At 43.7% G+C, this 25,264-nt stretch carries 19 protein-coding genes; 7 read left to right on the top strand and 12 right to left on the bottom strand.

Annotated elements, in window-relative coordinates; all coding sequences use genetic code 11:
• Nucleotides 1–82: 82 nt before the first annotated feature.
• Nucleotides 83–1,177 carry a Nif3-like dinuclear metal center hexameric protein gene (locus tag EJN84_RS04430; RefSeq protein ID WP_129594295.1) on the top strand — a complete coding sequence of 365 codons (1,095 nt, stop codon included), beginning with the start codon at nucleotides 83–85 and terminating at the stop codon, nucleotides 1,175–1,177.
• Between the two features lie 142 nt (nucleotides 1,178–1,319).
• Nucleotides 1,320–2,099, top strand: coding sequence for a zinc ribbon domain-containing protein (locus EJN84_RS04425; protein ID WP_129594294.1), 780 nt, complete (start codon nucleotides 1,320–1,322; stop codon nucleotides 2,097–2,099).
• A 122-nt stretch (nucleotides 2,100–2,221) separates the two neighbouring features.
• Here the strand turns inward: EJN84_RS04425 and EJN84_RS04420 are convergent, their stop codons facing one another.
• From EJN84_RS04420 to trmB, 6 genes are all read right to left on the bottom strand, one after another.
• Nucleotides 2,222–3,958 carry a TonB-dependent receptor gene (locus EJN84_RS04420; protein ID WP_129594293.1) on the bottom strand — a complete coding sequence of 579 codons (1,737 nt, stop codon included), beginning with the start codon at nucleotides 3,956–3,958 and terminating at the stop codon, nucleotides 2,222–2,224.
• A 24-nt stretch (nucleotides 3,959–3,982) separates the two neighbouring features.
• The gene (locus tag EJN84_RS04415; RefSeq protein ID WP_129594292.1) at nucleotides 3,983–6,973 is read right to left on the bottom strand and encodes a tetratricopeptide repeat protein; all 2,991 of its coding nucleotides are present in this window, start codon (nucleotides 6,971–6,973) and stop codon (nucleotides 3,983–3,985) included.
• 51 nt (nucleotides 6,974–7,024) lie between these two features.
• A complete protein-coding gene (locus tag EJN84_RS04410; RefSeq protein ID WP_129594291.1) occupies nucleotides 7,025–7,537 on the bottom strand; it encodes an NUDIX hydrolase in 513 nt (170 codons plus the stop codon).
• A 62-nt stretch (nucleotides 7,538–7,599) separates the two neighbouring features.
• On the bottom strand, nucleotides 7,600–8,709 hold the full coding sequence (locus tag EJN84_RS04405; RefSeq protein ID WP_129594290.1) for an Mrp/NBP35 family ATP-binding protein: 1,110 nt from the start codon (nucleotides 8,707–8,709) through the stop codon (nucleotides 7,600–7,602).
• Nucleotides 8,706–8,975 (bottom strand): four helix bundle protein, encoded by a 270-nt coding sequence (locus EJN84_RS12530; protein ID WP_394343081.1) that lies wholly within the window; start codon nucleotides 8,973–8,975, stop codon nucleotides 8,706–8,708. Before EJN84_RS12530 ends, EJN84_RS04405 begins: the two co-directional genes overlap by 4 nt.
• Before the next feature lie 7 nt (nucleotides 8,976–8,982).
• Nucleotides 8,983–9,738, bottom strand: a complete 756-nt coding sequence (gene trmB, locus EJN84_RS04395) for a tRNA (guanosine(46)-N7)-methyltransferase TrmB (protein WP_129594288.1) — start codon at nucleotides 9,736–9,738, stop codon at nucleotides 8,983–8,985.
• A 334-nt stretch (nucleotides 9,739–10,072) separates the two neighbouring features.
• Here trmB and gdhA point away from each other — a divergent pair, with 334 nt between their 5' ends.
• Entirely contained in the window at nucleotides 10,073–11,410 is a 1,338-nt protein-coding gene (gene gdhA, locus EJN84_RS04390; RefSeq protein WP_129594287.1) for an NADP-specific glutamate dehydrogenase, read from the top strand.
• Nucleotides 11,411–11,599: 189 nt separating this feature from the next.
• Nucleotides 11,600–14,497 carry a PD-(D/E)XK nuclease family protein gene (locus EJN84_RS04385; RefSeq protein WP_129594286.1) on the top strand — a complete coding sequence of 966 codons (2,898 nt, stop codon included), beginning with the start codon at nucleotides 11,600–11,602 and terminating at the stop codon, nucleotides 14,495–14,497.
• A gap of 9 nt (nucleotides 14,498–14,506) precedes the next feature.
• On the opposite strand, the gene EJN84_RS04380 is transcribed toward EJN84_RS04385, so the two are convergent.
• Nucleotides 14,507–17,017 carry a YfhO family protein gene (locus tag EJN84_RS04380; RefSeq protein ID WP_129594285.1) on the bottom strand — a complete coding sequence of 837 codons (2,511 nt, stop codon included), beginning with the start codon at nucleotides 17,015–17,017 and terminating at the stop codon, nucleotides 14,507–14,509.
• A gap of 262 nt (nucleotides 17,018–17,279) precedes the next feature.
• Nucleotides 17,280–19,340 carry a methionine--tRNA ligase gene (gene metG, locus EJN84_RS04375; RefSeq protein WP_129594284.1) on the bottom strand — a complete coding sequence of 687 codons (2,061 nt, stop codon included), beginning with the start codon at nucleotides 19,338–19,340 and terminating at the stop codon, nucleotides 17,280–17,282.
• 185 nt (nucleotides 19,341–19,525) lie between these two features.
• On the opposite strand from metG, the gene EJN84_RS04370 reads away from it, so the two are divergent.
• Together EJN84_RS04370 and EJN84_RS04365 are read left to right on the top strand one after the other, a co-directional pair.
• The gene (locus EJN84_RS04370) at nucleotides 19,526–20,314 is read left to right on the top strand and encodes an SDR family oxidoreductase (protein ID WP_129594283.1); all 789 of its coding nucleotides are present in this window, start codon (nucleotides 19,526–19,528) and stop codon (nucleotides 20,312–20,314) included.
• A gap of 237 nt (nucleotides 20,315–20,551) precedes the next feature.
• Nucleotides 20,552–21,598, top strand: coding sequence for an NADH:flavin oxidoreductase/NADH oxidase (locus tag EJN84_RS04365; protein WP_129594282.1), 1,047 nt, complete (start codon nucleotides 20,552–20,554; stop codon nucleotides 21,596–21,598).
• Between the two features lie 161 nt (nucleotides 21,599–21,759).
• On the opposite strand, the gene arsM is transcribed toward EJN84_RS04365, so the two are convergent.
• From arsM to EJN84_RS12215, 4 genes are all read right to left on the bottom strand, one after another.
• Nucleotides 21,760–22,581, bottom strand: coding sequence for an arsenite methyltransferase (gene arsM / locus EJN84_RS04360; RefSeq protein ID WP_129594281.1), 822 nt, complete (start codon nucleotides 22,579–22,581; stop codon nucleotides 21,760–21,762).
• Between the two features lie 11 nt (nucleotides 22,582–22,592).
• Entirely contained in the window at nucleotides 22,593–22,949 is a 357-nt protein-coding gene (locus EJN84_RS04355; protein ID WP_238943923.1) for a DUF3147 family protein, read from the bottom strand.
• A 65-nt stretch (nucleotides 22,950–23,014) separates the two neighbouring features.
• The gene (locus tag EJN84_RS04350) at nucleotides 23,015–23,356 is read right to left on the bottom strand and encodes an ArsR/SmtB family transcription factor (protein WP_129594280.1); all 342 of its coding nucleotides are present in this window, start codon (nucleotides 23,354–23,356) and stop codon (nucleotides 23,015–23,017) included.
• Between the two features lie 474 nt (nucleotides 23,357–23,830).
• On the bottom strand, nucleotides 23,831–23,980 hold the full coding sequence (locus EJN84_RS12215) for a hypothetical protein (RefSeq protein ID WP_165004074.1): 150 nt from the start codon (nucleotides 23,978–23,980) through the stop codon (nucleotides 23,831–23,833).
• A 202-nt stretch (nucleotides 23,981–24,182) separates the two neighbouring features.
• Here EJN84_RS12215 and EJN84_RS04345 point away from each other — a divergent pair, with 202 nt between their 5' ends.
• Nucleotides 24,183–24,992: a hypothetical protein gene (locus EJN84_RS04345; RefSeq protein WP_129594279.1), complete on the top strand. Its 810-nt coding sequence runs from the start codon at nucleotides 24,183–24,185 to the stop codon at nucleotides 24,990–24,992.
• The last annotated feature ends 272 nt before the right edge of the window (nucleotides 24,993–25,264 follow it).

Here is a 25,264-nt window from a genome sequence, read left to right as displayed (position 1 = left end):
CATTACGAAAAAAACGTTCTGTTTCCGGGTGGGAGCAGACCGATTTTTTTTATTAAGTTTGCGTATTCAAAAAAAATCGAATATGCGCATAAAAGAAATACTTCAGGCCATCGAGCAGATAGCTCCCCTATCGTTGCAGGAGGATTTTGATAACAGTGGGGTGCAAGTGGGCGATATCAATCGAGAAATTACCGGAGTTCTGCTCTGCATCGACGTTACCGAAAATGTGATCGACGAAGCCCTTTCACTTGGTTGCAATCTTGTGATTGCACATCATCCGCTCGCATTTCGTCCGTTCAAGTCGCTCACCGGCCAAACGTATATAGAACGATGTATGATGAAGGCCGTCAAAAACGATTTGTGTGTGTATGCTTCGCATACCAATCTGGACAATGCCCGAAGCGGCATGAATTATAAAATTGCCGAATTGCTCGGTCTGCAGCAGGTACGTATATTGAGCCCGCAAAAGGGCAAACTTCTCAAGCTGGTGACGTTTGTGCCCGATGCTTATGCCGAATTTGTTCGCAATGCCCTGTTCAATGCCGGAGCGGGAAACATCGGCAATTACGATGCTTGCAGCTACAACGTAGTGGGCGAGGGTACGTTTCGCGCGGGCGAACATGCCAATCCGTTTGTGGGTGAAATAGGTGAATTGCATTTCGAAAAGGAAGTACGAATTGAAACCGTTCTGCCGGCCTATAAACAAGCTGATGTACTGCGTGCCCTCATTTCGGTGCATCCCTACGAAGAACCGGTTTGCGATTTTTATCCGCTTCGCAACGAATGGTCGCAGGCCGGCAGCGGAGTGGCGGGTATTTTGCCTGAACCACTGCCCGAGCAGGAGTTTTTGGATTTGTTGAAGGATGTTTTCAATTTGCCGATGATCAGGCATACCAAACTGCAAAATCGCGAAATTCGCGATGTGGCTTTGTGTGGCGGTGCCGGTGCTTTCCTGATTCCCGATGCCGTTGCCTATGGCGCCGATGCATTTGTGACGGGTGAAGCCAAATACAACGACTTCTTCGATGTAGAAGGACGTTTATTACTCGCCGTCATAGGTCATTACGAATCGGAAATCTGCACAAAAGACATTTTTTTCGACATTATTTCGAAAAAAAATCCTACCTTTGCCGTACATAAATCGGCATTCGACTCGAATCCCGTAAAATATTTGTAACACCAGCGGTACGACTTGATCCCGCCGTTACGGATGATGTAGTAAGAAGGGCGCTTCGGCGCGCGATTACTGCATTTTTTTATGGAACGAATCGATGTGTGGGATAGAAATTCAAATCATTTACAATTAATATCAACAAATTATGGCAACAAGAAAAAAAACAGCCGAACAACAAGAAGTGGCCGTTGAAGAAAAGCTGAAAATGCTTTACAAATTGCAGTCTTATCTTTCGGAAATTGACCGCATCAAGACACTTCGTGGCGAATTGCCACTCGAAGTAGCCGACCTCGATGACGAAATTGCCGGGCTCAATACCCGCATCCACAATTTCGAACTCGAGATTCAGAGTCTCAAGGAAGCTACCACCCAGCAGCAGAAAAAAATTGCGGAAAGCAAAGCCAAAATTGAGAAGTATAACAATCAGCTCGATAATGTGCGCAACAGTAAAGAGTATGATCACCTTTCGAAAGAGATTGAATTTGAAACGCTCGAAATTGAGTTGGCCGAAAAACACATTCGCGAGTATGCCGAACTAATCAAAAATACAGAGGAGCAGATTGCTGCCGCCAAGGAACAGCTGAAAGAAAAGAGTATAGATTTGGAGCAAAAGAAAAAAGAACTCGACGATATTGTTTCCGAAACCAAAGCGCAGGAAGAAAAGATTCGCGAGAAGGCCAAAAAGGCTGAAGCCGGTGTCGATCCGCGTTTGTTGGCGGCATTCAAACGTATTCGCAAGAATGCGCGCAACGGTTTGGGTATTGTTCCCATTCAGCGTGGAGCCTGCGGAGGTTGTTTTAACAAAATTCCGCCACAGAAGCAGATGGATATTAAATTGGGTAAGAAAATTATCGTTTGCGAATATTGCGGACGCATCATGATCGATCCCGAAATGGCAGGCATCGAGGAAAACGGGAAGAATTAGCAGTTCCCTTATTCATATTTCAGCCTGAGTTTCGTTCGAAAAGTTTCTTTCGGGCGTAGCTCAGGTTGATTTGTTTATTTGTGCGTGTAATAGGATGGTTTGTTTGTCGGATTGAGGCTGTGTCAGAACTTGAATGAAAACCCACCCATCGCATTAAATCCCTGTGCGGCGTAGCCGTACCAGATATCGTATTTCTGAGCCAACAGATTGTTGGCATTCAGGTGAATCGAAAAGGCATCGTTGATGCTATAAACGGCACCGAGATTCAAATCGTTGATGTTCTTCATTTTTACGTTCTGTTTTTCGAAATACGACCATCTGTCTCCTGCCAGATAATAGTTGAGCGTGAGTTTGATTTGCTGACTTACCTCGAATGAAGCCCTGCAATCGAGTTCGTATCCGGGTTTGTTATAGGCTTTAGCATCGGAAGCCGAAACGCCGTCGATGGAAATATCCTTTATCGAGTAAAAATTTTTGCTGAAACGTGCCGTTAGGTCGAGGGGTGACCATGTCGCGATTTGCAACATTGCGCCTACGTGCGAGCGCGACAGATTGCCATAAATCGGTGTCAGGTATTCGGCATGAATAAAGGTCGGAACGCTGCTTGTATTGTCGGATGTTTCACTTGCCAGCAAGAAATGTTCGTTGTCCGTTTGGCGATATCCCCCGAAAATATCGAATCTCACCCCGTTAGCCGAACCTATTTTGGCTCCTGCCTCGAGATCGACCAGTGTGAATGATGGTTTCACCTGCAACATCGGTTGCACGTATCGCGATTCGTTCATCATATCCAGAATCGTGTTCGAATCAAATCCTCCTTCGATGTTGGCATATAACGAAGAATGATCGGCTACCTTAACCGATAATTGCACGTTGGGAGCAACTCGCACTTTGTCGTCGTCGGCAAACTGAAACTGAACATTTGCTCCCAATCGGGCTTTCCAGTTCAGACCTTCGAATGAGATAAAGGGCGATGCATCGATGAGATGGTAGTTGTAGAGATCGATAGCGGGATTTTCGGATTTTGCAAGAAAAACGCCGTCCCATTTCCCTTCGACTCCTATTTTGGCATCCGATCCTGCCGCATCGAATGGCTTATCGAGTTCAACAGCCAATTTTGTTTGGTTGCCTCCCAATCCACTTTCATCGATTGTAGTGCCGAATTTTGTCGAAAAGTTTTTGATTTCGGCCCTTACTGCATAATTCAGATTATCCGATTCGGTAGATTGCAACCCGAGAAGCAAGTGGGCTAAGCCCAAAGTTTGATGTTTGTTGTCGAAAACGCGTTCATTCCCAAACGTATTGCCATAGTAATTGAAAGCCGAATGCGAATATCCGCCGGATATTTTGAAGGTGCCCTGAGCGAATCGATACGCGTAAGCCAATTGGCCGCCGTTATCCATCCGATAAGCCGTATTGCTCGATGGATCGGAATTCTGAACAAATTTGATATCTCCGTTTGTCGATTGGTGTAGAAACAGAAAGTTAAGTTTGCTGTTATCATTATCGATGATTCGATAACCCAATGCTCCGTTGATATTGGCATAATTGCCGGCGCTCATCGATATGTATCCCTTTTGCAGGCTGTAAGGAATTTCGGTGGCAATAGCAGCGGGTCCGGGAATGGCAATCTCTATCGGCGGATTCACACGTCCTGCCCATGTAGCATAGCTCGCATCGGCCTTTTTGATGTTGGGTACAGGTAAAGCCGGAAGCGAATTGATTTTATTTGCATCTTGCAATGTGGGGTTGAACTGTCGCTCCAATTCAAGTTGACGTCTCAGCAAAGTGTCGGAATTTTGAGCAAATAGTCCCGAACACAAAATTAAACCTGAAATGAGTAATATATTTTTTTTCATCGCTACTGTCATTTAATGAGAAATTTAGTTTTTCAGTCGTTCATCGATCATCTGCCGGATATCGGGTTCGTTTCCTTTGTAGTTTGCGTTAAGACTCTCGAGATATTGTCGTGCCTGAAAGTTGTCGCCTTTGGCAGCATAAGTGTCCGAAAGGACGATGAGTGCGCGTGCCATCCAATACTGGTGGGGAGTGCCTTTTTGCATGAAACTCTTTACCTGCGCTTCGGCCTTGTCGTACGATTTCCATTTCAAATACGTATCCGCGAGGATAAATTGAGCTTCGGCCCCGTACACACTGCGAGTGTCGTTGGCAATCGCCTGAAAGTCGGCCATAGCCTTGTCCACTTCGTTGATTTGCTGATAGGCTTTTGCCCGCAGATAGCGCGCTTCGGTGGCTATCTCCGGTGAAAGGTTGTCAGCAGAAAGCAAATCGGTAGCTGTGCGGGCGGCTTCGTGAAAACTACCGAGTTTGGATTGGGCGCGTACCATACCCATCAAACCGATTTGTTTGTTGGTTGAGCTTCGTGCCATGCTCGCCAGTTTAGAGTAGTCGGCGAGCGCTGTGCGGTAGTCTCCGCTTTCGAATTCGCTGTCCGCAGTATAAATGAGCGCGTTTTCCAAAAACTTGGGATTGTTTGCATCAATCACCTTGCGATAATAAGCAAGCGCTTGCGCTTTGTTGCCTTTTTCGGCTGAAATCACGGCCAGATAATAGTTGGCATCGCTGCTGTAAGCTCCATTCGGATAGTTTTGCAGATAACTCAATAAAGCCTGTTCGGCTTGAGATCTCGATCCACGCATGTATAATCCTTCAGCAGCCAAGTAGGTGAGCGAATCTTGTTTGGATGTCGAGATACGCATTCCACCCGGAAGAGAATTGGCGTAGTTTACATAAGATTGGATGTCGTTCATGTCGCGATAAACCGATTCCATCGAAACGAGTGCGGTTTTGGCATCATCTGTTCCGGGAAAATGTTGTATTACATTTTTATAGGCATCAATACTTCGTTTGTGTTCACCTAAGTTATAGTAGAGTTGACCGAGTTGAATACCTGCCTGGCTTGCGAGTGAACTGTTGGGGAATGAAGAAACCAACCGTTCAAGCACGGAAATAGCCTCATTTTCGCGGTTGAGCATGGTGAGGGCACGGCTTTTCTCGAAGAGTGCATCATCAAAATATTGAGAATTAGGAAAGCGCCGCATCAAATCGTCCAATGCAGCAATTTTTCCTTGATAGTTGTGTTGCAATCCCATTACGAAGGCTTTTTGGTAGGCTGCATAATCCGCTACCGATGGATTCAATTCGGCTGCTTGAGCGTAATATCGTTCAGCATCCGAGAAAGCACGATTGTAGTAATAGGTGTCCCCAATCCGATTGTAAGCGTCGGCAACTTCAGGCCTGCGCTTGTCATTTTCGGTCGAAATATATCTTTGAAAAGCATTTTGGGCTGAGGCATATCGATTTTGCTTAAATCTTGCATAACCCAGATTGTACCACCCGAGTGCATAATTCTCGGAGGAAGGAGAAGCTGTCGAAGTAAATGTGTTGAAATCCGATTCGGCGTTGGTATAGTTTCCCAAACGATAATGTGATTCTCCCCGCCAGAAAAAAGCGTTGTTGCGTGCATCACGGTCATAATTGCCCATGCTGATGCAGTCATCGAAATAAGATATGGCTTTGCCGAGATTGCCATCGATGAACTGTTGTGCGCCCAATTGGAATAATACCGCCTGCTTGGCCTCCAAGATTCGTCGCGATGGATTTGCGATTCGATTGATGGCTGAAAGTGCAGCCGAGTAATCCTTTGTTGTTAGAAATGTTTCGGCGAGGATATCGTTCACGCGGTCGGCGTAAACCGAGTTGGGATAACGCTTTAGAAAATTTTCGAACAACGTTATAGACTCGCTGAAAACCGAAAAGTTTGTTTCGTGCACAAGCAGAGCATAGTTGAATAATGCCGTTTCGCTTGCTTTTTCATCGAAATTGTATCGCGAGGCAGCTTCGAAGGCCATTTGTGCCGATTGTTTTTCTCCGGTTTTCAGAAACATCTGTCCAAGTTGCACCCAGGCATTTTGTGTCAGCATATCGGGTTCGCCCACGGCAAGTTGAAACATGCGAATGGCTTCGCGATATTGATTGGTTTCGGCATATCCCAATCCCATAAAATAGGCATCGCCGCGAAGCGGCTTATCGGCTTTTTCAAAATAGTGTTGATAGTTTGAAATGGCTTTGGTCGGTTGTCCAAGTCTGAAATAGGAATTCCCCAACACACGATACATTTCGGGATTGTGGTTGCTTTGAGGGTATTTTTCGACGAAGTTTTGTGCCAACTGAATAGCTTCCTGCAAATTCTCTTTGAAAAAAATTGCTTGGGCCGTATAAAAAGCTACTTCTTCTCCGAACTCGGGATGATTACGTAGTCGTTCAAAACGTTGCAGCGCTGCATCGTATTCGGCATTCGTATAGTCAATATAGCCCAGATAATAATCGGCTGCATCGCGATATTTCTTACTGTTTTGATACAGAAGTCCGAAATATCGTTGTGAGGATTGCTTGTCCCCCAGTTGTAAATCGGAATATGCCAGCCGGAAACTGTAATCTTCTTGCTCCGAAGTCGTCAAATAATCCAGATCAGACTGTTCCATCCAATGTTTGGCAATGGCCCATTCCTTTTTGTCGAAGTGGAAAGAACCTATCAAAAAATTTACCTGATGACGATGTACACTTTCGGGGTATTTATCCAAAAATTCTTTTAATCGATCTCCACTGTCGCCTGAACCGCGATAGAAGGAAGAAAGTGCGATCATGTATTCGGCTTCTTCCTCGAGAAATTCGTCGTCGCTTTCGGCTATGAATTTACCCAACAGGTCTTGAGCTCCGGCATAATTTTTCTCCAAAAACATTTCTTTGCCTTGGTTAAAAAGATTTTCCGGTTGAAAATGATAAGCCGTTCGTTGTGCAAAAGTGCTTTGCATCACGAGAAAAAAAAGTATGCCTAAAATATTTTTTTTCATGTCCTTAAGTATTTTACACTGCAATAGCGCCATTGCATTTTCGATAACAAACTATAAGAGTTTTTCAATTCCTTTACGTATCGAAACCAATCCGAAATCGGCAGGATGTAGGTTTTTTCGAGCCACGAATTGCAGCTGTGCAACATCATCTTTTGCATTCAAGTTGTTGAAATCGTTTATCTTGCATCGAAAAAAAAGATCCACAGTTTGCACTTCAAATCCCGAATATACATAAAGATTTGGAATTGAAAAAAGATATTCTGTAGAAACGACTTTCAGCGATGTTTCCTCTAATACTTCCCGTGCGACTGCTTCTTCGGCTGTTTCGTACATATCCACAAAACCTCCGGGCAGGTCGAGAGTCCCTTTTGCAGGATCTTTGGCACGGATGGCCACGAGCATTTCACCTTTCTCGTTTTCGATAACGGCAACAACTGCTGCCGATGGATTGAAATAATAGACAAATCCGCAATCGAGGCATTTTTTCGATTTGACGTTATGTTCCACAAATCGGTTCGATCCGCATTTTGGACAATAAAGAAATTGATGGAGAGGATGTTGCATGAGGTGATATGCTTTTTTAAAAAGAAAAAATATTTCTTTCGAAGGGCTTTTTCTCTAATTTCTTATTTTTTTGCTACTCCCACGATTTGAGTCGGAGGTAATTCTCGATTGCGCTTATCGACAGCAACGACCAGATGATCGGCGAGTTCGGCAAAGGCCATACCGGTTATGCTGTCGGCATTGAGTGCTACCGGATGACCTTCGTCCCCGCTTTCGCGGATACTTTGCACAATGGGAATCTGTCCGAGCAAAGCATAACCCAATTCCTCGGCCAGTCGTTTGCATCCGTCTTTTCCGAAAATATAGTATTTGTTTTCCGGCAGCTCCGCCGGAGTAAACCATGACATGTTTTCTACAAGTCCGAGGATAGGAACGTTCACTTTGTCACCGGTAAACATGCTGATGCCTTTTCGTGCATCGGCCAATGCCACTTCCTGCGGCGTGCTTACGATAATCGCGCCGGTGATGGGCAACGTTTGCACAAGCGTGAGATGAATGTCGCTGGTGCCGGGAGGAAAATCGATGAGAAAATAGTCGAGTTCACCCCAATCGGCATCGCCGATGAGCTGTTTGAGCGCATTGCTTGCCATCGCTCCACGCCAAACCACGGCATCTTCTTTTTTAACGAAAAAGCCGATGGAGAGCATTTTTACTCCATAGTTCTCGACGGGAACAATCAAGTCGCGTCCATTTTTGTTTTCGAGGACAGGACCTGCATCTTCCACGCCAAACATTTTCGGCACGGATGGTCCAAAAATATCTGCATCGAGCAGTCCGACTTTATAGCCTTTTTGTGCCAATGCCACTGCAAGATTGACGCAAACAGTACTCTTGCCGACACCGCCTTTTCCGGAGGCTACGGCAATGATATTTTTCACTCCCGGAAGCAAATCGGGGAGGACAGGGCGTGGTGGTTGTTTCGATTTCACCGTAATGTTGCCTTTGATGTCCACGTTTTTGTCCACATACGTCAGGATGGCCTGCTCGGCCATTTTTACAAGTGATTTGATAAACGGATCGTTGGCTTTTTCGGTGATGAGCGAAAAGCTGACTTTCATACCGTCGATGCGGATGTCTTCGCCTACCATTCCTGCCGAAACGATATCTTGTCCCGTTCCGGGATAACGCACTGTTTTGAGTGCATCGATAATAAGTTGAGGATAAAGTGTCATATGTTTTTAATAATGTTTCGATGTATTAATGTGCTGAAGGGATAGGAAGTTTGTTTAGATGTGTAAATGATTTTATTGATAATTTTCCGAATCTCTTTGAGTTTTGTAAATAAGCTTTCGTCAGACGGATAATTATTTGAGTGCTTGCAAAGGAGTATCCCATATTCTGTTTCTTCAGCTTCTTTGGCGGAAATTTTAAATTTATGAATAAAATCGGATTTGCTTTCGCAATTTTGTACCTGCCTAACATTTGCATATTTGCACATTTTCTCATTAGTGAATAGACTTATTGAAATTCGCATTGCGACCGAAACTGCGATAATCATCCTTTTCTATTTTAATATCCGGTTCTGTCCAGTCATTTTTGGGGGGACATGCGAACTGAATATACTTGATGTTTAAACCACGAGCACGCCATTGTTGTTCGTAAAATGTTTGAATTTGAAGAATAGTATCCTGCCATTCCGATCGGTATAAATCGTCGGTTTCGAAATACACGTCAAGATGATTTATTCGAATCATCTCCTTTGTGTAGGTGTAAAGAAAATTGCTGTCTGTTTTTAGATGAACGATTCCGTTTTCATTCAGCAGACGACTGTATTCTCTCATAAATCGTGTTGAGGTGAGGCGTTTATTGACCTTGTTCATCTGCGGGTCGGGAAAAGTGATCCAAATTTCCGATATTTCTTTTTCTGCGAAAAAATGACAAATCAATTCGATATGGGTTCGTAAGAAAGCTACATTTTTCAGATTTTGGCGAATGGCCTGTGTTGCACCACTCCACATGCGCGCACCTTTGATATCGATCCCGATAAAATTTTTCTCGGGAAAAAGTTTGGCCAATTCCACCGTATATTCGCCTTTGCCACAACCCAGTTCCAAAACAATGGGGTTTTCGTTCCGAAAATATTCCTCATTCCATCGTCCTTTCAAAGGAAAGACTTCGCTTTTGATTTTTTCGAAAGGATATTGAAACACGTTGCTGTACGAGGCCATTTCGGCGAACTTTGTCAATTTATTTTTTCCCATGTCGGTTTTTCGTTATAAATACAAAATTACGAAATTATCGCGTATCCGAAAAATTGCGAACAATCTGTTTGCTCCTATATTCTGTAAGTCGTAATTCGAATTCGAAAACAAATGCAACAATTATGTGTGAAATTGATATTATTATCTCTACACAATATCGAATTATAACTTAAATGTTTTCCTTTTGTCTTTTTCGATATATATCCTATTTTCAATGTATTGGATAATTAAAGAAATTATTTGAAAAAGTGAAATTTTTCTCTTTTATTTTTGTCTGAATATCGAATTATTACTTACCTTTGTCAAGTAAAACCGATTAAAATCGTTCTATATTATGAAAGTTAATGACATAATGACACAGCTTGAGGCCAAACATCCCGGTGAATCGGAATATCTTCAGGCCGTCAGGGAAGTACTTACTTCCATCGAGGATGTGTATAACCAACATCCCGAATTTGAAAAAGCCGCAATCATCGAACGGATTGTCGAACCCGATAGGATTTTCACATTCAGAGTGCCTTGGGTTGACGATCAGGGTAAAGTTCACGTCAATATCGGATATCGTGTCCAATTTAATGGAGCGCTTGGTCCATACAAAGGCGGAATTCGTTTTCATGCGTCGGTTACGTTATCCACACTCAAATTTTTGGGTTTCGAACAAACATTCAAAAATGCACTTACCACATTGCCGATGGGCGGAGGAAAAGGCGGATCGGATTTCTCGCCAAAAGGACGTTCTGATGCCGAAATCATGCGTTTCTGTCAGTCGTTTGTTACCGAATTGTGGCGTAACATTGGTCCTGATACGGATGTACCTGCCGGAGATATCGGCGTCGGTGGTCGTGAAATCGGGTACATGTTTGGAATGTATAAGAAATTGGCTCGCGAACACACCGGAACTTTCACCGGCAAAGGATTGAGCTATGGCGGATCGCGTCTGCGTCCCGAGGCAACCGGTTTCGGAGCTTTGTATTTTGTTTATCAAATGTGCAACGAACATCATATCGACATCAAAGGTAAAACGATTGCTTTGTCCGGTTTTGGGAATGTGGCGTGGGGTGCTGCCGTAAAGGCTACCGAACTTGGTGCCAAAGTTGTTACTATTTCCGGTCCCGATGGATATATTTACGATGAAGAAGGCATAAATACGCCCGAAAAATTTGCCTGTATGCTCGAGCTGCGCAATTCCGGAAATGATATTGTTGCCCCCTATGCGGATCAGTTCCCAAAGGCCAAGTTTTTCCCCGGAAAGAAACCGTGGGAATGCAAAGTGGATATTGCGCTGCCATGCGCTATTCAAAACGAACTGAATTTGGAGGACGCCAAACGCTTGAAAGAAAATGATGTGATGCTTGTTGCAGAGGTTTCGAATATGGGTTGCACGGCTGAAGCCGTCGATTTCTTTATTGAAAATCGCATGCTTTTTGCTCCCGGTAAGGCGGTTAACGCAGGAGGTGTGGCCTGCTCGGGATTGGAAATGACACAAAATGCCATGCATATTTCATGGTCGAACGAAGAAGTTGACAGCCGGTTGCATCAAATTATGGGTGACATTCACGAACAGTGTGTTTTGCACGGAAAAGAAGGAAATTACATCAATTATGTCAAAGGCGCCAATATTGCCGGTTTTATGAAGGTAGCCGACGCTATGATGGCTCAAGGCATAGTGTAAAAAATATATCTGATACAACTTGAAAAAAACCGCGGAAAGCCGGAAGAGCAAATGTCTCTTGCGGCTTTTTTAGTGGTCGTGTGTTCCTCGTGTACAGTATATGCCGTGAAATTAAATTTCTCTCAATCTGTGGACGCATTTCTCGAATCTCTGTTTTTTTGCGTATTTTTGACAAGCAATAAAATTGAAATGAAACCATTCCTATATCGGGTCGCCGACATTTTCTACTCACAGTTTGCAAACGAGCTCTACAAGCATACGTTTGTATTTCCGAATAAGCGTGCCGGCGTTTTTTTTCAAAAATATCTGTCGGAGATAGCGGGGAAACCAATTTTCTCGCCGGATATAGTCACCATTCAGGAACTTTTTGTAGGATTGTCACCCTATCAAACAGCCGATCGGATTGCTTTGCTGACAGAGCTTTATCGCTGTTATCAACAAATCGGCAATGCCGACGAATCATTTGACGATTTCTTGTTTTGGGGTGAAATGCTGTTGAATGATTTCGATGATGTGGACAAATATCTGATTGATGCGCGACAACTTTTTCGGAATGTGCGCGATTTGAAATCGCTTGAGGATGATAAATCTTACCTTTCGGCATCACAAATCGAAGCTATCCGGCGTTTTTGGAGTAACTTCATGTCCGGTGGGTTGAGCGATTCGAAGAAAAAATTTCAGGAGACATGGCAAATTCTTTTCGAGCTGTACACTTCGTTTCGTTCGGCGCTTGAAACAAAGGGTTGGGCTTACGAGGGAATGACGTTTCGATATGTTGCCGAAAAGGCGCTTGCCAAAGATGATTTTGTGTTGAATGCTCACTCGTATGTTTTTGTCGGGCTCAATGCGCTCACGCCTTCGGAAATAGCGTTGATGGAATATCTTCGAAACGTAGGCAAAGCTGATTTTTATTGGGATTACGAATCTCAGATGGTGAATGATCCACAAAACAAAGCTTCGTTTTGGATAAAGGATAATTTACGTCGTTTTCCTTCTCGTTTCGAGATCGAAAAAAATGAGAGGGATTGCGATAAACCTATTATAGAGCTTATCGGAGTGCCTTCGGCTGTGGGACAGGCAAAATATGTTTCGCAACTTCTTTCGCAGCTGATTGAGACCAATGCAATCACCGATCCTGACGAGGCAATTCAAACCGCGGTGGTTTTGCCTGATGAAAATTTGCTCCTCCCCATTCTGTACTCCATTCCTCCGGAAATCGGGAAAATCAACGTAACGATGGGTTATGCTATGTCGCACGCATCGGTTGCCAGTCTTGTGAATCATATTGCAGATTTGCAACACAATGTGCGCACTTCGCGTGACGGTGAAACTGTTTTTTATCACAGATTTGTAACCGCAATTCTCAATCATCCGCTTGTTAAGGCTTCGTCTAAAGATGAAGCTGAAAAGTTGAAAAATTATATTGTTGCGAATAATCGTGTTGTTGTTTCCTTGTCGGACATTCCTCAACAAGAATTGCTCCGGCTCATTTTCAAACCTATATCTGATTGGCGACAGATTCCGGGTTATCTGCAACTCATTATGCAAACTATTTACTCTTCGCTGACGACCGAGAAATTGCACATTGATGAGCCGAAAAATGATGCTTCGTCCATCGATCTCGAAAGAGAATTCGTCGTGCAATATTACAAAGCCATTACCCGATTGAGTGATACATTGAAGAATGTGGACAGTATATCTGTTGATGTCTATTTTCGTTTGTTGAAGCGTTTGGCACAGGGTATTAGCGTTTCATTCAGCGGTGAACCGCTTTCGGGATTGCAGGTGATGGGTGTCCTTGAAACGCGTGTGCTCGATTTCGAAAATATCATTCTTTTGTCGATGAACGAAGGTGTTTTTCCCGTGAAAAGTAGTGCCAATTCGTTTATTCCCTATACCCTCCGTAAAGGATTCGGAATGCCTACTTACGAGCATCAGGATAGCACCTATGCCTATCATTTCTATCGCATGATTGGTAGAGCAAGGCGCATTTTCATGCTCTACGACACACGCACCGAAGGTTTGCAAACGGGCGAAGTAAGTCGGTACTTCACGCAACTGAAGTTTTTGTACGGCGATGCATTCGATATTCGCGAACGCGTGGCTACTTATAATGTTTTCGCATCAGCTATGCCTTCAATTTCGATTGAGAAAACACCTTCTGTTATGCAAAAAATCGACAGATTCAGGGCCGGTGGTGATTTGTGGCTTTCGGCTTCACAGCTCAATAATTATATCAATTGCTCGTTGCAATTCTATTTTTCGGCGATCGAAGGGTTTTCGGATGAGGAAGTAGTGAGCGAGAAGGTGGAGTCGGATGTCTTCGGTTCGATTTTTCATCGGGTGATGGAGCAGATTTACAGACGATACGAAAACCAAATGGTAACACCCGACGCGTTGTCGGTTATTATTAAGGACGACGACTATTTGAACACTTTGATAGAAAAGGCTTTTGCAAGGTATTATTTCAGAGATGATGCAAACGTCCAACCGCTTGTTGGCGAAAATTATTTGATTGGTGAAGTCATTCGCAGTTATGTAAAGCAGACTCTCGAAGTGGACAAGTCGTTTACGCCTTTTCGTTACATTGGTTCAGAATACAAATTCGAAACTGCTTATCGGGTGAACGATGACTTGGTGGTTCAGTTCAAGGGCAGTATCGACCGCATCGATATGCAGGGAGATATCTATCGAATTGTCGATTACAAAACGGGAGCAGGTAGTACTGTGTTTTCCGAATTACCATTTCTCTTCGATACCTCACGCAATGCCGATTTGTCGAAGATTTTGCAGGTTTTCCTGTACTCGTTTTTTTATGACAGACAATTTCCCGGTCGAAAGTTGTCGCCTGCCTTATATTTTATGCGATCGATTTATTCCGAAAACTTTGATCCATTTATTTCTCTAAAGGCCGCCTCTTCAAGTAAACCCGAACGCGTGAGCGATGCTTCGGTTTATTTTGATGAGTTTACCGATTTGTTGAATCAATGTTTGTCCGAGATGTTCAATCCCGACGTTCCTTTCAAGCAAACCGACAACGAAAAAAATTGCCAATACTGTTCTTTCAAAACCCTGTGTGGACGATAACTAAAGCTATTAGTTTTTGGCTTTTATTCCTTTCATTTCTTTCCAGACGATCCATCCGGCAGTCAATAACATGATGAGTAGCGCTATGTACGCAATCGTGTCGGTAACCTTGATGCTCTTTGGTGCAAATTCGAAAACCACCGTGTGTTTTCCTTGCGGAATAGGCAGCGCGCGCAAAGTATAGTTTGCACGTAACATTTCAGTCGGTTTACCGTCAATGGTTATTTGCCAACCTTGCGGATAATATATTTCGGAAAATACGGCCAGTTCATCTTTCTTTGCATCCACGTTGTAAGTGAGTATGTTCGAATCGTAAGATGAAAGGGCAATGGTAGAGGCTGAATCTTTCGGCGTAACGTTAAATCCTTTTAGCAGTGGTTCGAACTTTTTGTCGGCTACCGCTTGTGTGCGCAGATCCATTTTTCCCAAAGCCTCAATCTCTTCGTCGGGCGTATTCGCGAAACGAATATCATTTACAAACCAAGCATTGCCCTGATTGTAGGGATTTGCTACCGGAAGCGTACTCCCTCCCTGTGCCGGCATGATAATCCATTTCGTATTCAACATGTTCAGCACCTTAAATCCATCTACATTCACCGAATCCATTTTTCCCTGCGTCTTTATGATATCGTTTTGCAGCGACATCATTTCCTTTGTCAGATACACATCGATCAAATCTTGATAGCGGCGAAGTTTAGCAGGGTGATATCCTCCGATGCACTTATGCCAATAAGGAGTGACACCGTCATTGAAAGTACTGGTAGCCATGTTGAGCACGCGATAATATTTTGTGGTGTCTTGATGTATGAGCTGATCGGTAGGCGTCTTGGCGAAAGTTTGACTTACGGTGGTCGGTTGTGTAAAATCGCTGTCGTTGAGGTAGCGTTTGTCCACCGACCATAAATCGATTAAACTCAATACCAGAATTCCCGACACTGCCATTTCGGGTTTTAGTTTTTTATTGATGAGTGCCCACAGTAAAATTGTTCCAATGGCAATGATGATCACGCTTCGCCATGCGTCAGCAGTGAACATGGCAACGCGCATCTCGGTGAGATTGTCGATAACTGCACGAACATGTTCTGCCGGAAGTGTTTGCAATTGTTGCATTTCGTATGCCGAAATGAACGAAGGAAAAAACATTTTCGGCGCTACGGCAAACAAAAGAGCCACTCCTCCGGTCAGCCCCAAACTGATATACAGATATTTCATGTTTTTCGTCAGCTTTTCTGGATGCTGAATCAACTCTTTAAGGGTGAGGGCTGCCAGCAACGGAATGCAGAATTCGGCAATCACGAGAATGGATGACACGGTTCGAAACTTGTTGTACATGGGAATATAATCGATAAAAAAATCGGTGAGTCCCATAAAGTTTTTCCCCCACGAAAGCAAAATCGAAAAAACTGTTCCTACCAGCAATGCCCATTTCACCGGCCCTTCCACAATGAATAATCCCAAGATGAAGAGCATCAAAATAAACGCTCCCACATATACCGGACCGGATGTCCCGGGTTGATCTCCCCAGTATTGACCAATTTGTTGGTATAGCTGTACGTATTCAGGACGAGCTTTTTTCATGGCTGTTTCATTTTCCGATAGTGGCACCGATGCACCTCCTTTGGTATTAGGAACAAGCAGCGTCCATGTTTCGCCAATGCCATAACTCCATGCGGTGATGTAGTCGCGCTCCAGACCGTTGTTGGTTTTGTTTCCGGCATCGTGATGCGACAGTTCCGATTTGCCGCGCATGGTTTCCTTTGAATATTCGTAGGTGTGATATAAATTTGAGGCATTGGCCAGTACGCCAATCAGACCTGCAATTACGATAACGCCCGTCGATTTTAGAAAATCGGGAAGTTTCTTTTTGCGAAGCGCTTCCACGAAAAAGGCTATCACAAAAAACAGCATTACGAACAAAAAGTAATAGCTCATCTGAATGTGATTGGCCGAAATCTGAAAAGCGACGAAAATCATCATGAGCAATCCGCCGAGCAGATATTTTTTTCGATAGGCATATACCAATCCCGCAATCGTAGGAGGTATGTAGGCCAAGGTGACGAATTTCCAAATATGTCCTGCTGCGATGAGGATGAGGAAATAGGACGACAAAGCCCATGCAATGGCTCCCAAAGCACTGATTAATGGCGATGCATCGAAAGCCCGCATCAGGATGTAGAAACCGAGCAGCATGATGAAAAGCAAATACATGTAATTGGGCAAAAAAAGCGAATACACTTTTTTTGCAAAATCCTGTGGCTTGGTCGAATCGTAGGTGGGCGACATCTGATAGGTGGGCATTCCGCTGAACATGGAATTGATCCAGCGCGTGCGCTCACCATTATGCCGTTCCATATAGTCGCGCTGTTCCTGTCCCTGACCAATGGCAGCCAGTGAATCATGTTGCGCAATAACCCTTCCGTCGAGAATGGCGGGGGCAAAATAGGCGAAAGAGAGAATTACGAATGCTATGATCGCGATCAAGTCGGGAAGCATCTTTTTGAAAGTGTCGTTTTTACTCATCTTGCAAAGACTTTACATGTTTGAAAACACAAATTTACAAGAATAATCGTTGATTTTTTGATTTCGGAGGTGTTTTTCTTAAAAAGAGAAAAGTGAAGCCGCAAGACTTCACTTTTCCCCAAAAGTATTATTTATCGTTGAAAATTAGAAATTCCTTTTTTTACTATTCTTCTTTGGCATCAGTGGTTGCATTACATAATAAATGACGGCTTGAAACATAAAAAGTTACGCCGTCATTTATTAAAAAAACAAAAATATCTTGTTATTTCACTTCACTTCCCGGATGAACCATTTTGGATGGTTCGACAAGTGCAAGCGAACCATCGGCATCTTCTGCCGAAAGAATCATGCCTTCCGACATAAATCCTCTGAGTTTTCGGGGTTCCAGATTGGCGATGAAGCATACCTGTTTCCCGACAAGCGCTTGCGGATCGGGATAATAAGCGGCAATACCCGATAATATGGTACGTTTCTGCAATCCGTCGTCCAATAAAAATCGCAAAAGTTTGTCCGACTTGGGAACTTTTTCACATTCCAGCACTGTCCCTACCCGAATGTCGAGTTTTTCGAATGCATCAAAAGCGATGGTTTCTTTCACGGGTTTCGCGTGGTAAGAGCTATCTTCGTTCGCTTTTTTTGTGTCGAGCAGTTTCTGAACCTGACGTTCGATCACGTCATCTTCGATTTTCTCGAAAAGTAATTCGGCGTTCCCCAATCGATGCCCTTCGGGCAAAAGATCGATACTGCCAAGTTTTTTCCAATCGATTTTGGGCAAGTTGAGGAATGATCGAATTTTTTCGGTGGAAAACGGCAAAAATGGTTCGAGCACAATTGTCAGGTTTCCGGCTATTTGCAGTGACAGATTCAGAATGGTCGCCGTTCGGCTCATATCTGTTTTAGCGGTTTTCCACGGTTCGCAATCGGCCAGATATTTATTGCCGATGCGTGCTAAATTCATCGCTTCCTTCAATGCTTCACGAAAACGGAACTGTTCGATGTTCTGTTCCACTGCGTTTTTTACTCCTTCGATGTTGCGAATGGTTTCGCGATCGTAATCAGAAAGATCGCCAAGAGCGGGAACCGCATTGTCGAAATATTTCTGCGTTAGCACTAGCGCGCGATTTACGAAATTGCCAAGTATGGCTACCAATTCGTTATTGTTGCGTGCCTGAAAGTCTTTCCACGTAAAGTCGTTATCTTTTGTTTCGGGAGCATTCGCAGTAAGTACATAACGAAGCACATCCTGCTTACCTGGAAAATCTTCGAGATATTCGTTGAGCCACACTGCCCAGTTGCGCGAAGTGGATATTTTGTCGCCCTCGAGGTTCAGAAACTCGTTAGCAGGCACATTCTCGGGCAGGATGAATAAACCTTCGGTTTTGAGCATGGTGGGAAAAACAATGCAGTGAAATACGATATTGTCTTTGCCGATAAAGTGGATAAGCTTGGTGTCTTGGTCGCACCACCATTTTTCCCAGTTCCCATATTTTTCGGGCTGTTGTCCGCAAAGTTCTTTTGTATTCGAAATATATCCGATGGGTGCATCAAACCACACATACAGCACTTTTCCCTCGGCATTTGGCAGAGGAACGGGAATTCCCCAGTCCAGATCGCGACTTACGGCACGTGGTTGCAACCCGAGGTCGAGCCACGATTTGCATTGACCGTACACGTTCGGTTTCCATTCTTTGTGCTCGTCCAGAATCCAGTGACGAAGCCATGCTTCGTGCCTGTCGAGTGGGAGATACCAATGTTTGGTACGGCGCATTACGGGTTTACTGCCGCTTATCGTCGATTTCGGATTAATCAGATCGGTGGGGTTGAGCGTCGAACCACACGCTTCGCATTGGTCGCCGTAGGCGCGCTCATTGCCGCATATCGGGCAGGTTCCGGTGATGTAGCGATCGGCCAAAAACTGCTGCGCTTCTTCATCATAATACTGTTCGGTCTCCTGTTCGACGAATTCCCCCTTTTCGTACATTTTCAGAAAGAAATCGGAAGATGTTTTGGTGTGAATATCTGATGAGGTGCGCGAATAAATATCGAATGATATTCCGAAATCTTCAAACGATTTTTTGATGAGAAAATGATATCTGTCCACGATGTCTTGAGGCGAAACGCCTTCCTTGCGGGCTTTGATGGTGATGGGAATCCCATGCTCGTCAGAGCCGCTGACGAAAAGCACTTCTTCGCCTTTGAGGCGCAAATAGCGGGCGTAGATATCTGCAGGTACATACACTCCGGCAAGATGACCGATGTGTACGGGACCATTCGCATAGGGCAGGGCTGCCGTGATGAGGGTGCGTTTGAATTGTTTTGACATATTGTGTGCTCTGTTTGTTTTACTCGAACCGTTGCATGTGGATGATTTTCTCAGATGCAAGGTATCGATTTTAACGTATCGAAAATGAAATGCAAAGTTACGAAAAAATGAGTTTTTTTCGCATAACTTGATAAAATTGAGCAACAACAATTCGCTTGAGATGTTATAAACAGAAAAAACAAACGATGAATTTCAATTTACGGGGAAAAACTGCTATTGTTGGCGGAAGCAGCAAAGGATTGGGAAAAGCGTGTGCTATTGCGCTTGCTCGTGAGGGAGTGAATGTTACCATTTGTGCGCGCAATGTTGATGCATTGCACGAAACGCAAAAAGAAATCGAAGCATTAGGTGTCGGAGTGTTGGCATTGAATGCCGACATGTCATCGGCAGACGATAACAGAAGGATCGTGGACGAAACGGTGAAAAAGTTTGGAACGATAGATATTTTGGTCAACAATTCGGGCGGTCCCAAGCCCGGCACTTTCCGCGAAATATCGGAAGACGATCTCGACGAGGCCTATCAGTCGGTGCTGAAGTACAACATCCGCATGATTAACCTCTGTCTGCCATATATGGAGCGAAGCGGTTGGGGACGCATTGTGAATATTGTTTCCACAAGTGTAAAAGAGCCGATGGAGAACATGGTTTTATCGAATATTTTTCGTTCGGCCGTTGTGAGTTATGCCAAAACCATCAGTAAGGAGTTGATTTCGAAAGGTATTACCATCAACAACGTTTGTCCCGGATCGTTCAAAACCGATCGCATTATCCGGTTGACGGAAGTACGTGCCAAAGCAGCCGGCATGACTGTTGAGGAGTTTGAGCAAAAGGCTGTTGCCGATTTGCCGCACAAGCGTTACATGGATCCTCAGGAATTGGGCGATTTGGTTTGTTATCTCTGTTCCGATAATGCACGTTCCATCAACGGAACTACCATCCAGATCGATGGAGGAATGATCAGCGGGCTGTTTTGAGAAAACGACTTTTGGGTCGTTAAAAGAGAAGTTTTTACCTAAAAAATGAGCATATACTGTTAATCAGAGTATTAAATACACTTTAATCGACAAAGGTTTCCCGAATAACGTTTTTTACTTTTTTAATTTCTTTGTCGGTTAAGTTATCTATTTCTGTCAGATGGTCAATAGGTCTCTTCTTGCAACACGAAAACATTTCCTCTATTTCACTTGTTTTGTATTTGCAAAAATATCATCATGAATTTATATAGAGAATCACTCAAAATCAAATCCATTACGATTAAGAACCGTCTAGGCATGTCGCCAATGTGTATGTATTCGGCTACGGACGGAATGGCAAACGATTGGCACTTTGTTCATTATGCCACCAGAGCCATTGGAGGCGCGGGATTGATTATTCAGGAAGCTACCGCTGTTTCACCCGAAGGACGCATTTCCCCATACGATTTGGGGCTTTGGAAAGACGAACAGATTGAACCGTTGAAAAAGATAACGGCGTTCCTCCGCTCGCAAGGTTGCGTTCCTGCAATTCAATTGGCTCATGCCGGACGAAAAGCTTCGCACGACAAACCTTCGAATGGTGAAAAACAGTTACTTCCTTCCGAAGGCGGTTGGCAAACAGTTGCGCCATCTCCTATTCCGTATTACGACAACGAGTTACCGCCTGAAGAGCTTACGGAGGATGGAATTTCTCGAATTATAAACGATTTTAGAGAAGCAGCATTAAGAGCATCAAAATCCGGTTTTCAAGCTGTGGAAATTCATGCAGCGCACGGCTATCTTATTTCTGAATTTCTTTCTCCGTTAACGAATAAGCGTACTGACCGTTTTGGAGGAAGTTTTGAGAATCGAGTTCGGTTACTACTAATGATTGTTGATGCCGTCAAAACGGTATGGGATAACGATCTCCCGATCATAGTACGACTATCGGCAACCGAATGGGCAGAAGGAGGCTGGGACATTCGTGATACGGTGAAACTCGCCGAAATTCTGAAAGAGAGAGGCGTTGACATCATCGATTGTTCGTCCGGAGGGAATATCCCTACCCAACAAATACAAATAAAACCTCTTTATCAAGTACCTTTTGCCGAAGCGGTACGAAAAACAGGAATTGGTGTTGCTGCGGTAGGATTGATTACTCAACCGGAGGAGATCGAACGTATTTTGCAAAACAAACAGGCAGACATGGTACTCTTGGGTCGTGAATTGCTCCGGAATCCCTACTTTCCGCTTAATACAGCGGGTATGCCTTTTCCTGAACAATATAAAAGAGGGAAAAGATAGACAATGATAGACAATGATCGATGCACAATGAATCATCGTTGAGGCTTGTAGCTGACGATATAGCCATTGAATGACAAACTTACCCCCTAATATAAGCCGATCCGTAGTTTGACAGGGAAAAAATGGAACGGGAGGTGTAAGAAAATAAATCTTGACACAGGTTAATTTATGCTGCCTTCAATCGCTTTCTCTCCTGCAACGGTGATGCTGAAAATTCCGATTTCCTTTTGATTAAACTGCCGAATTTCCTCTTCGTTGAGGTATTTCTGTAAAATTTCCTGTGGCAGTTGCACCTCCTTTTGTTTGTGAACGGTAACCGATTGAAACCCTGCTTCCTGAATAATGTCCAAATAGTCCTGCATCTCAATAGCTCCCGAAACACAACCGGCATACATTTCTGCATCGTTTTTCAATTTTTCGGGAAGATTGCCTTTTACGACTACATCCGACACACAAAAATGACCGCCGGGTTTCAATACCCGTTTGATTTCGTCGAAAGCCCTCCGCTTGTCGGGAACAAGATTCAATACGCAATTGGAAATCACCACGTCAAACTGATTGTCTTCCAACGGCATATCCTCAATATCTCCCTTGACAAATTCCACATTTCGAAAACCCAGTTTGGCATTGTTTTTATATGCTTTTTCCAGCATGGCATCGGTAAAGTCAATACCGACCACCTTACCGGTTTCCCCTACGATGGCACGGGCAACAAAACAGTCGTTACCCGCTCCACTGCCCAAATCGAGTACACTGTCGCCCTCTTTGATGGACGCAAATTGGGTAGGTATGCCGCATCCCAATCCCAAATCGGCATCTTCGTGATAACCTTTCAGTTGGCGGTAGTTTTCACTGAAAACGGCGTAATCGACAGTAGAACAGCATCCGCCAACGCCGCAACAGGAAGTTTCGTTCTGTTCTTTCGATTGCTTGGCGATCAATGTGTACGTGTCTTTGACAACGGATTTGATATTTTTTTCCATATTATTGAATTTTAGAGTTGTATTCCTGATTTTTTGAGAATAAATAGCATGATGAAATAGGCTATAATAGTTAGTGCCAACGAAATAGCAAGTGACAGCCAAAAATTGAGACTCCTTTTCAGCAGCACGGGCAACACGATAAAAAAGACGAGTGAAGGGATCACGAGCCAGAAAATTCCGCTGGACAACGAGGCAATTTGTGCCGTGTCTTTGGTATCGATATACAGCCAAATGATGGCCAACAGCGAAACCAGCGGGATGGAAGCCAATATACTGCCCATAAAAGTACTTCGTTTGGATATTTCGGAAACGGCTACCAGCACAATGGACGAAAGCAGCACCTTGACAATGGTGTAAATCAGATTCATGGCTGTAAATTATCTTGATAAAATTAGTAGAATTTTTCTTTTATTTCGTCTCTTAATCCGGACAATTAATTTTCGTGATTACAACAAACTTCTTTGGATTGAATGTTCGAGAAGAATTGCCGGAAAGCTTCATTGGCTTTTTCCCAATTCTCCTGATCGATGCAGTATCTCACTTTGGGCGGTTCGATTTCGCCTCTGATTAATCCTGCGTTTTTCAGTTCCGTCAAGTGTTGCGAAACGGTAGCTTTTGCAATGGGAAGTTCCTGACAAATATCGCCAAAAAAACAACTGTCCATGGAAGCCAAGAACCGAAGAATGTTGATGCGGGCGGGATGTCCCATCGCTTTGGCGAAACGTGCCAACTCTTCGGTATCGATGTCGTATGCTTTATTTTTGGGGTAAACCATAGTTGTAATGATTATCTCAATTTGTTGTTCGCAAAATTACGAATAATTCTCGCAATACAAAATAGCGATGAAGATGTTTTTTGAAAATCCGTATCAATCGTTCATTATCACATTCTTGCTTCAAAAATATTGTCGGAAAGACAAAAAACTTATGGCTTCCTTTTGATTTCTCATATTCAATTGGATGAAAACGAGAATTAAGCTTTCATTTGGCTGAAAAAGTGGGACGGAAACCGTCCCACACGTGATAGACGTCAGTACGACGAATCGAACCGAAGCCTTCATTTGGCTTGGACAAAGATAAAGTTTTTTTAAATTAGTTCTGGACCACTTACCTCATCATAATCATATAGTTTACATGATAATAGATGTTAGGTTATTATGAATGAGAATTTATTCTGCCTTTCAGGCAGATTATATCGGTTGATTCTCTTCTCCGCAAAATGAATTCTGCGGTTATGAAAATTCGGCTTTTCAAGCCAAAACTATGCCGAAAAACGATGTGTCGCTTCCTTCGGCAATAAGGCAGCCTTTGCCTGAAAGGCAATATCCTCTTTTTTGTCTTTGGATACCCGGTTCACTTTTTCCGCTCTCGTTATTCGTCCCGGAATCGTTTTTTTTCATCGAATTTCGTTCTTACTTTAGCCGTTTTTTTAGTTTATGATTATACTCATATTAAATATATATAATACTTATATATCATTTATTTGATACATACTTTTTAAAATATGTATTATCTATGTTTTATTTCAGTTTTATTCTTGATTTTCGGACAATTTATTATTATCTTTGTCCTATTCGATACAATACGTAATACATTCATGCTATGGCTGTACTTAAAGGCGGATTCGAAATTGAAGGGAACGTGGGTGGACTCAGTTTCTACAAACGGCGGGGAAGCGATAAGATTATCGTCAGAAGCAAAGGGGGTGCTTCAAAGCAAACGATTAAAAATTCTCCCAAATTCGAAAAGTTGCGTTTGCAGCAAAACGAGTGGAAGGGTTGCACGCGGTTTGCCTCATGCGTTAAAAATGCTTTTGGCGGATTGCAACGGGTTGCCGACTACAATCTTACCTCATCGTTAAATGCATTGGCTAAAGCTGTTCAAAAGGCGGATGCCGAAAATGAGGTCGGCACGAGGAATATCCGGCTTTCTTCCTGCCGTCAGGCTTTGAGCGGCTTTAATTTCAACCGGAACTATTCGTTCAATTCGGTACTGAAGGTGTCGACAGGTGTCGAAATAGAGAGGGAGCATTTGAGGGCGGTCGTGCATATTCCCCGCATCAACACATCGTTCGATTTGCTGAATATTCGGCGATTACCGTTCTTCCGAATATCGATAAGTCTGGGTAGTGTATCGGATATGGTTTATCGGGAAGATTTGAAACAATACGTTCCCGCAAACGAAAAGCTGAACGGGATTTTCCGGACCTTCACCGGCGAATGGATTCCGGCCGTGAATATTCGGGAAGGACAAATGGTTGAAGTTGGGTTGAACGAATCGCTGCGCGACGATTTAACGGAGGAGGTTACTTTGATTGTTTCGGCTGCGGTGGAATTTGGAGAAGTGGGTTTTGACGGCAAACCGCAGGAGGTGAAGTATGCTGGCAGCGGTAAAGTTCTGATTTGCGGTTGACGTTCTCTCGGGAGTTTTGCCTTACAGTTTGTCGAGTGACGAATGCTTTCGCAGGGACAGGTGAATGCGGATGCAGGGGAAAAGGACAGGGAACATTTTTTTTCTGAAGGATAATTAGTTCTGCCTTTCAGGCAGGGTGAGAGCAGCCGATTCACCCCGCAGAATAAATTCTGCGGTTATGAAAATTCGGCTTTTCAAGCCGGAAATACCTTCGCAGTGGAAGCCTTCAATTCACCGCCTAGCCTTTGCCTGAAAGGCAGAACTATTGCAGC

The organism is Seramator thermalis (assembly GCF_004138125.1).
Classification (GTDB): Bacteria; Bacteroidota; Bacteroidia; order Bacteroidales; family Dysgonomonadaceae; genus Seramator; species Seramator thermalis.
This window is presented reverse-complemented; position numbering and strand designations above follow the sequence as displayed.

Coding starts and splice junctions, on each gene's coding strand:
- EJN84_RS04420 (WP_129594293.1), bottom strand. CDS start 3,958: ATGAAAAAAAATATATTACTCATTTCAGGTTTAATTTTGTGTTCGGGA.
- EJN84_RS04380 (WP_129594285.1), bottom strand. CDS start 17,017: ATGAGTAAAAACGACACTTTCAAAAAGATGCTTCCCGACTTGATCGCG.
- EJN84_RS04410 (WP_129594291.1), bottom strand. CDS start 7,537: ATGCAACATCCTCTCCATCAATTTCTTTATTGTCCAAAATGCGGATCG.
- EJN84_RS04425 (WP_129594294.1), top strand. CDS start 1,320: ATGGCAACAAGAAAAAAAACAGCCGAACAACAAGAAGTGGCCGTTGAA.
- arsM (WP_129594281.1), bottom strand. CDS start 22,581: ATGGAAAAAAATATCAAATCCGTTGTCAAAGACACGTACACATTGATC.
- EJN84_RS04415 (WP_129594292.1), bottom strand. CDS start 6,973: ATGAAAAAAAATATTTTAGGCATACTTTTTTTTCTCGTGATGCAAAGC.
- EJN84_RS04365 (WP_129594282.1), top strand. CDS start 20,552: ATGAATTTATATAGAGAATCACTCAAAATCAAATCCATTACGATTAAG.
- EJN84_RS04385 (WP_129594286.1), top strand. CDS start 11,600: ATGAAACCATTCCTATATCGGGTCGCCGACATTTTCTACTCACAGTTT.
- EJN84_RS04345 (WP_129594279.1), top strand. CDS start 24,183: ATGGCTGTACTTAAAGGCGGATTCGAAATTGAAGGGAACGTGGGTGGA.
- EJN84_RS04350 (WP_129594280.1), bottom strand. CDS start 23,356: ATGGTTTACCCCAAAAATAAAGCATACGACATCGATACCGAAGAGTTG.
- metG (WP_129594284.1), bottom strand. CDS start 19,340: ATGTCAAAACAATTCAAACGCACCCTCATCACGGCAGCCCTGCCCTAT.
- trmB (WP_129594288.1), bottom strand. CDS start 9,738: ATGGGAAAAAATAAATTGACAAAGTTCGCCGAAATGGCCTCGTACAGC.
- EJN84_RS04355 (WP_238943923.1), bottom strand. CDS start 22,949: ATGAATCTGATTTACACCATTGTCAAGGTGCTGCTTTCGTCCATTGTG.
- EJN84_RS04370 (WP_129594283.1), top strand. CDS start 19,526: ATGAATTTCAATTTACGGGGAAAAACTGCTATTGTTGGCGGAAGCAGC.
- EJN84_RS12530 (WP_394343081.1), bottom strand. CDS start 8,975: ATGTGCAAATATGCAAATGTTAGGCAGGTACAAAATTGCGAAAGCAAA.
- EJN84_RS04430 (WP_129594295.1), top strand. CDS start 83: ATGCGCATAAAAGAAATACTTCAGGCCATCGAGCAGATAGCTCCCCTA.
- EJN84_RS12215 (WP_165004074.1), bottom strand. CDS start 23,980: ATGAAAAAAAACGATTCCGGGACGAATAACGAGAGCGGAAAAAGTGAA.
- EJN84_RS04405 (WP_129594290.1), bottom strand. CDS start 8,709: ATGACACTTTATCCTCAACTTATTATCGATGCACTCAAAACAGTGCGT.
- gdhA (WP_129594287.1), top strand. CDS start 10,073: ATGAAAGTTAATGACATAATGACACAGCTTGAGGCCAAACATCCCGGT.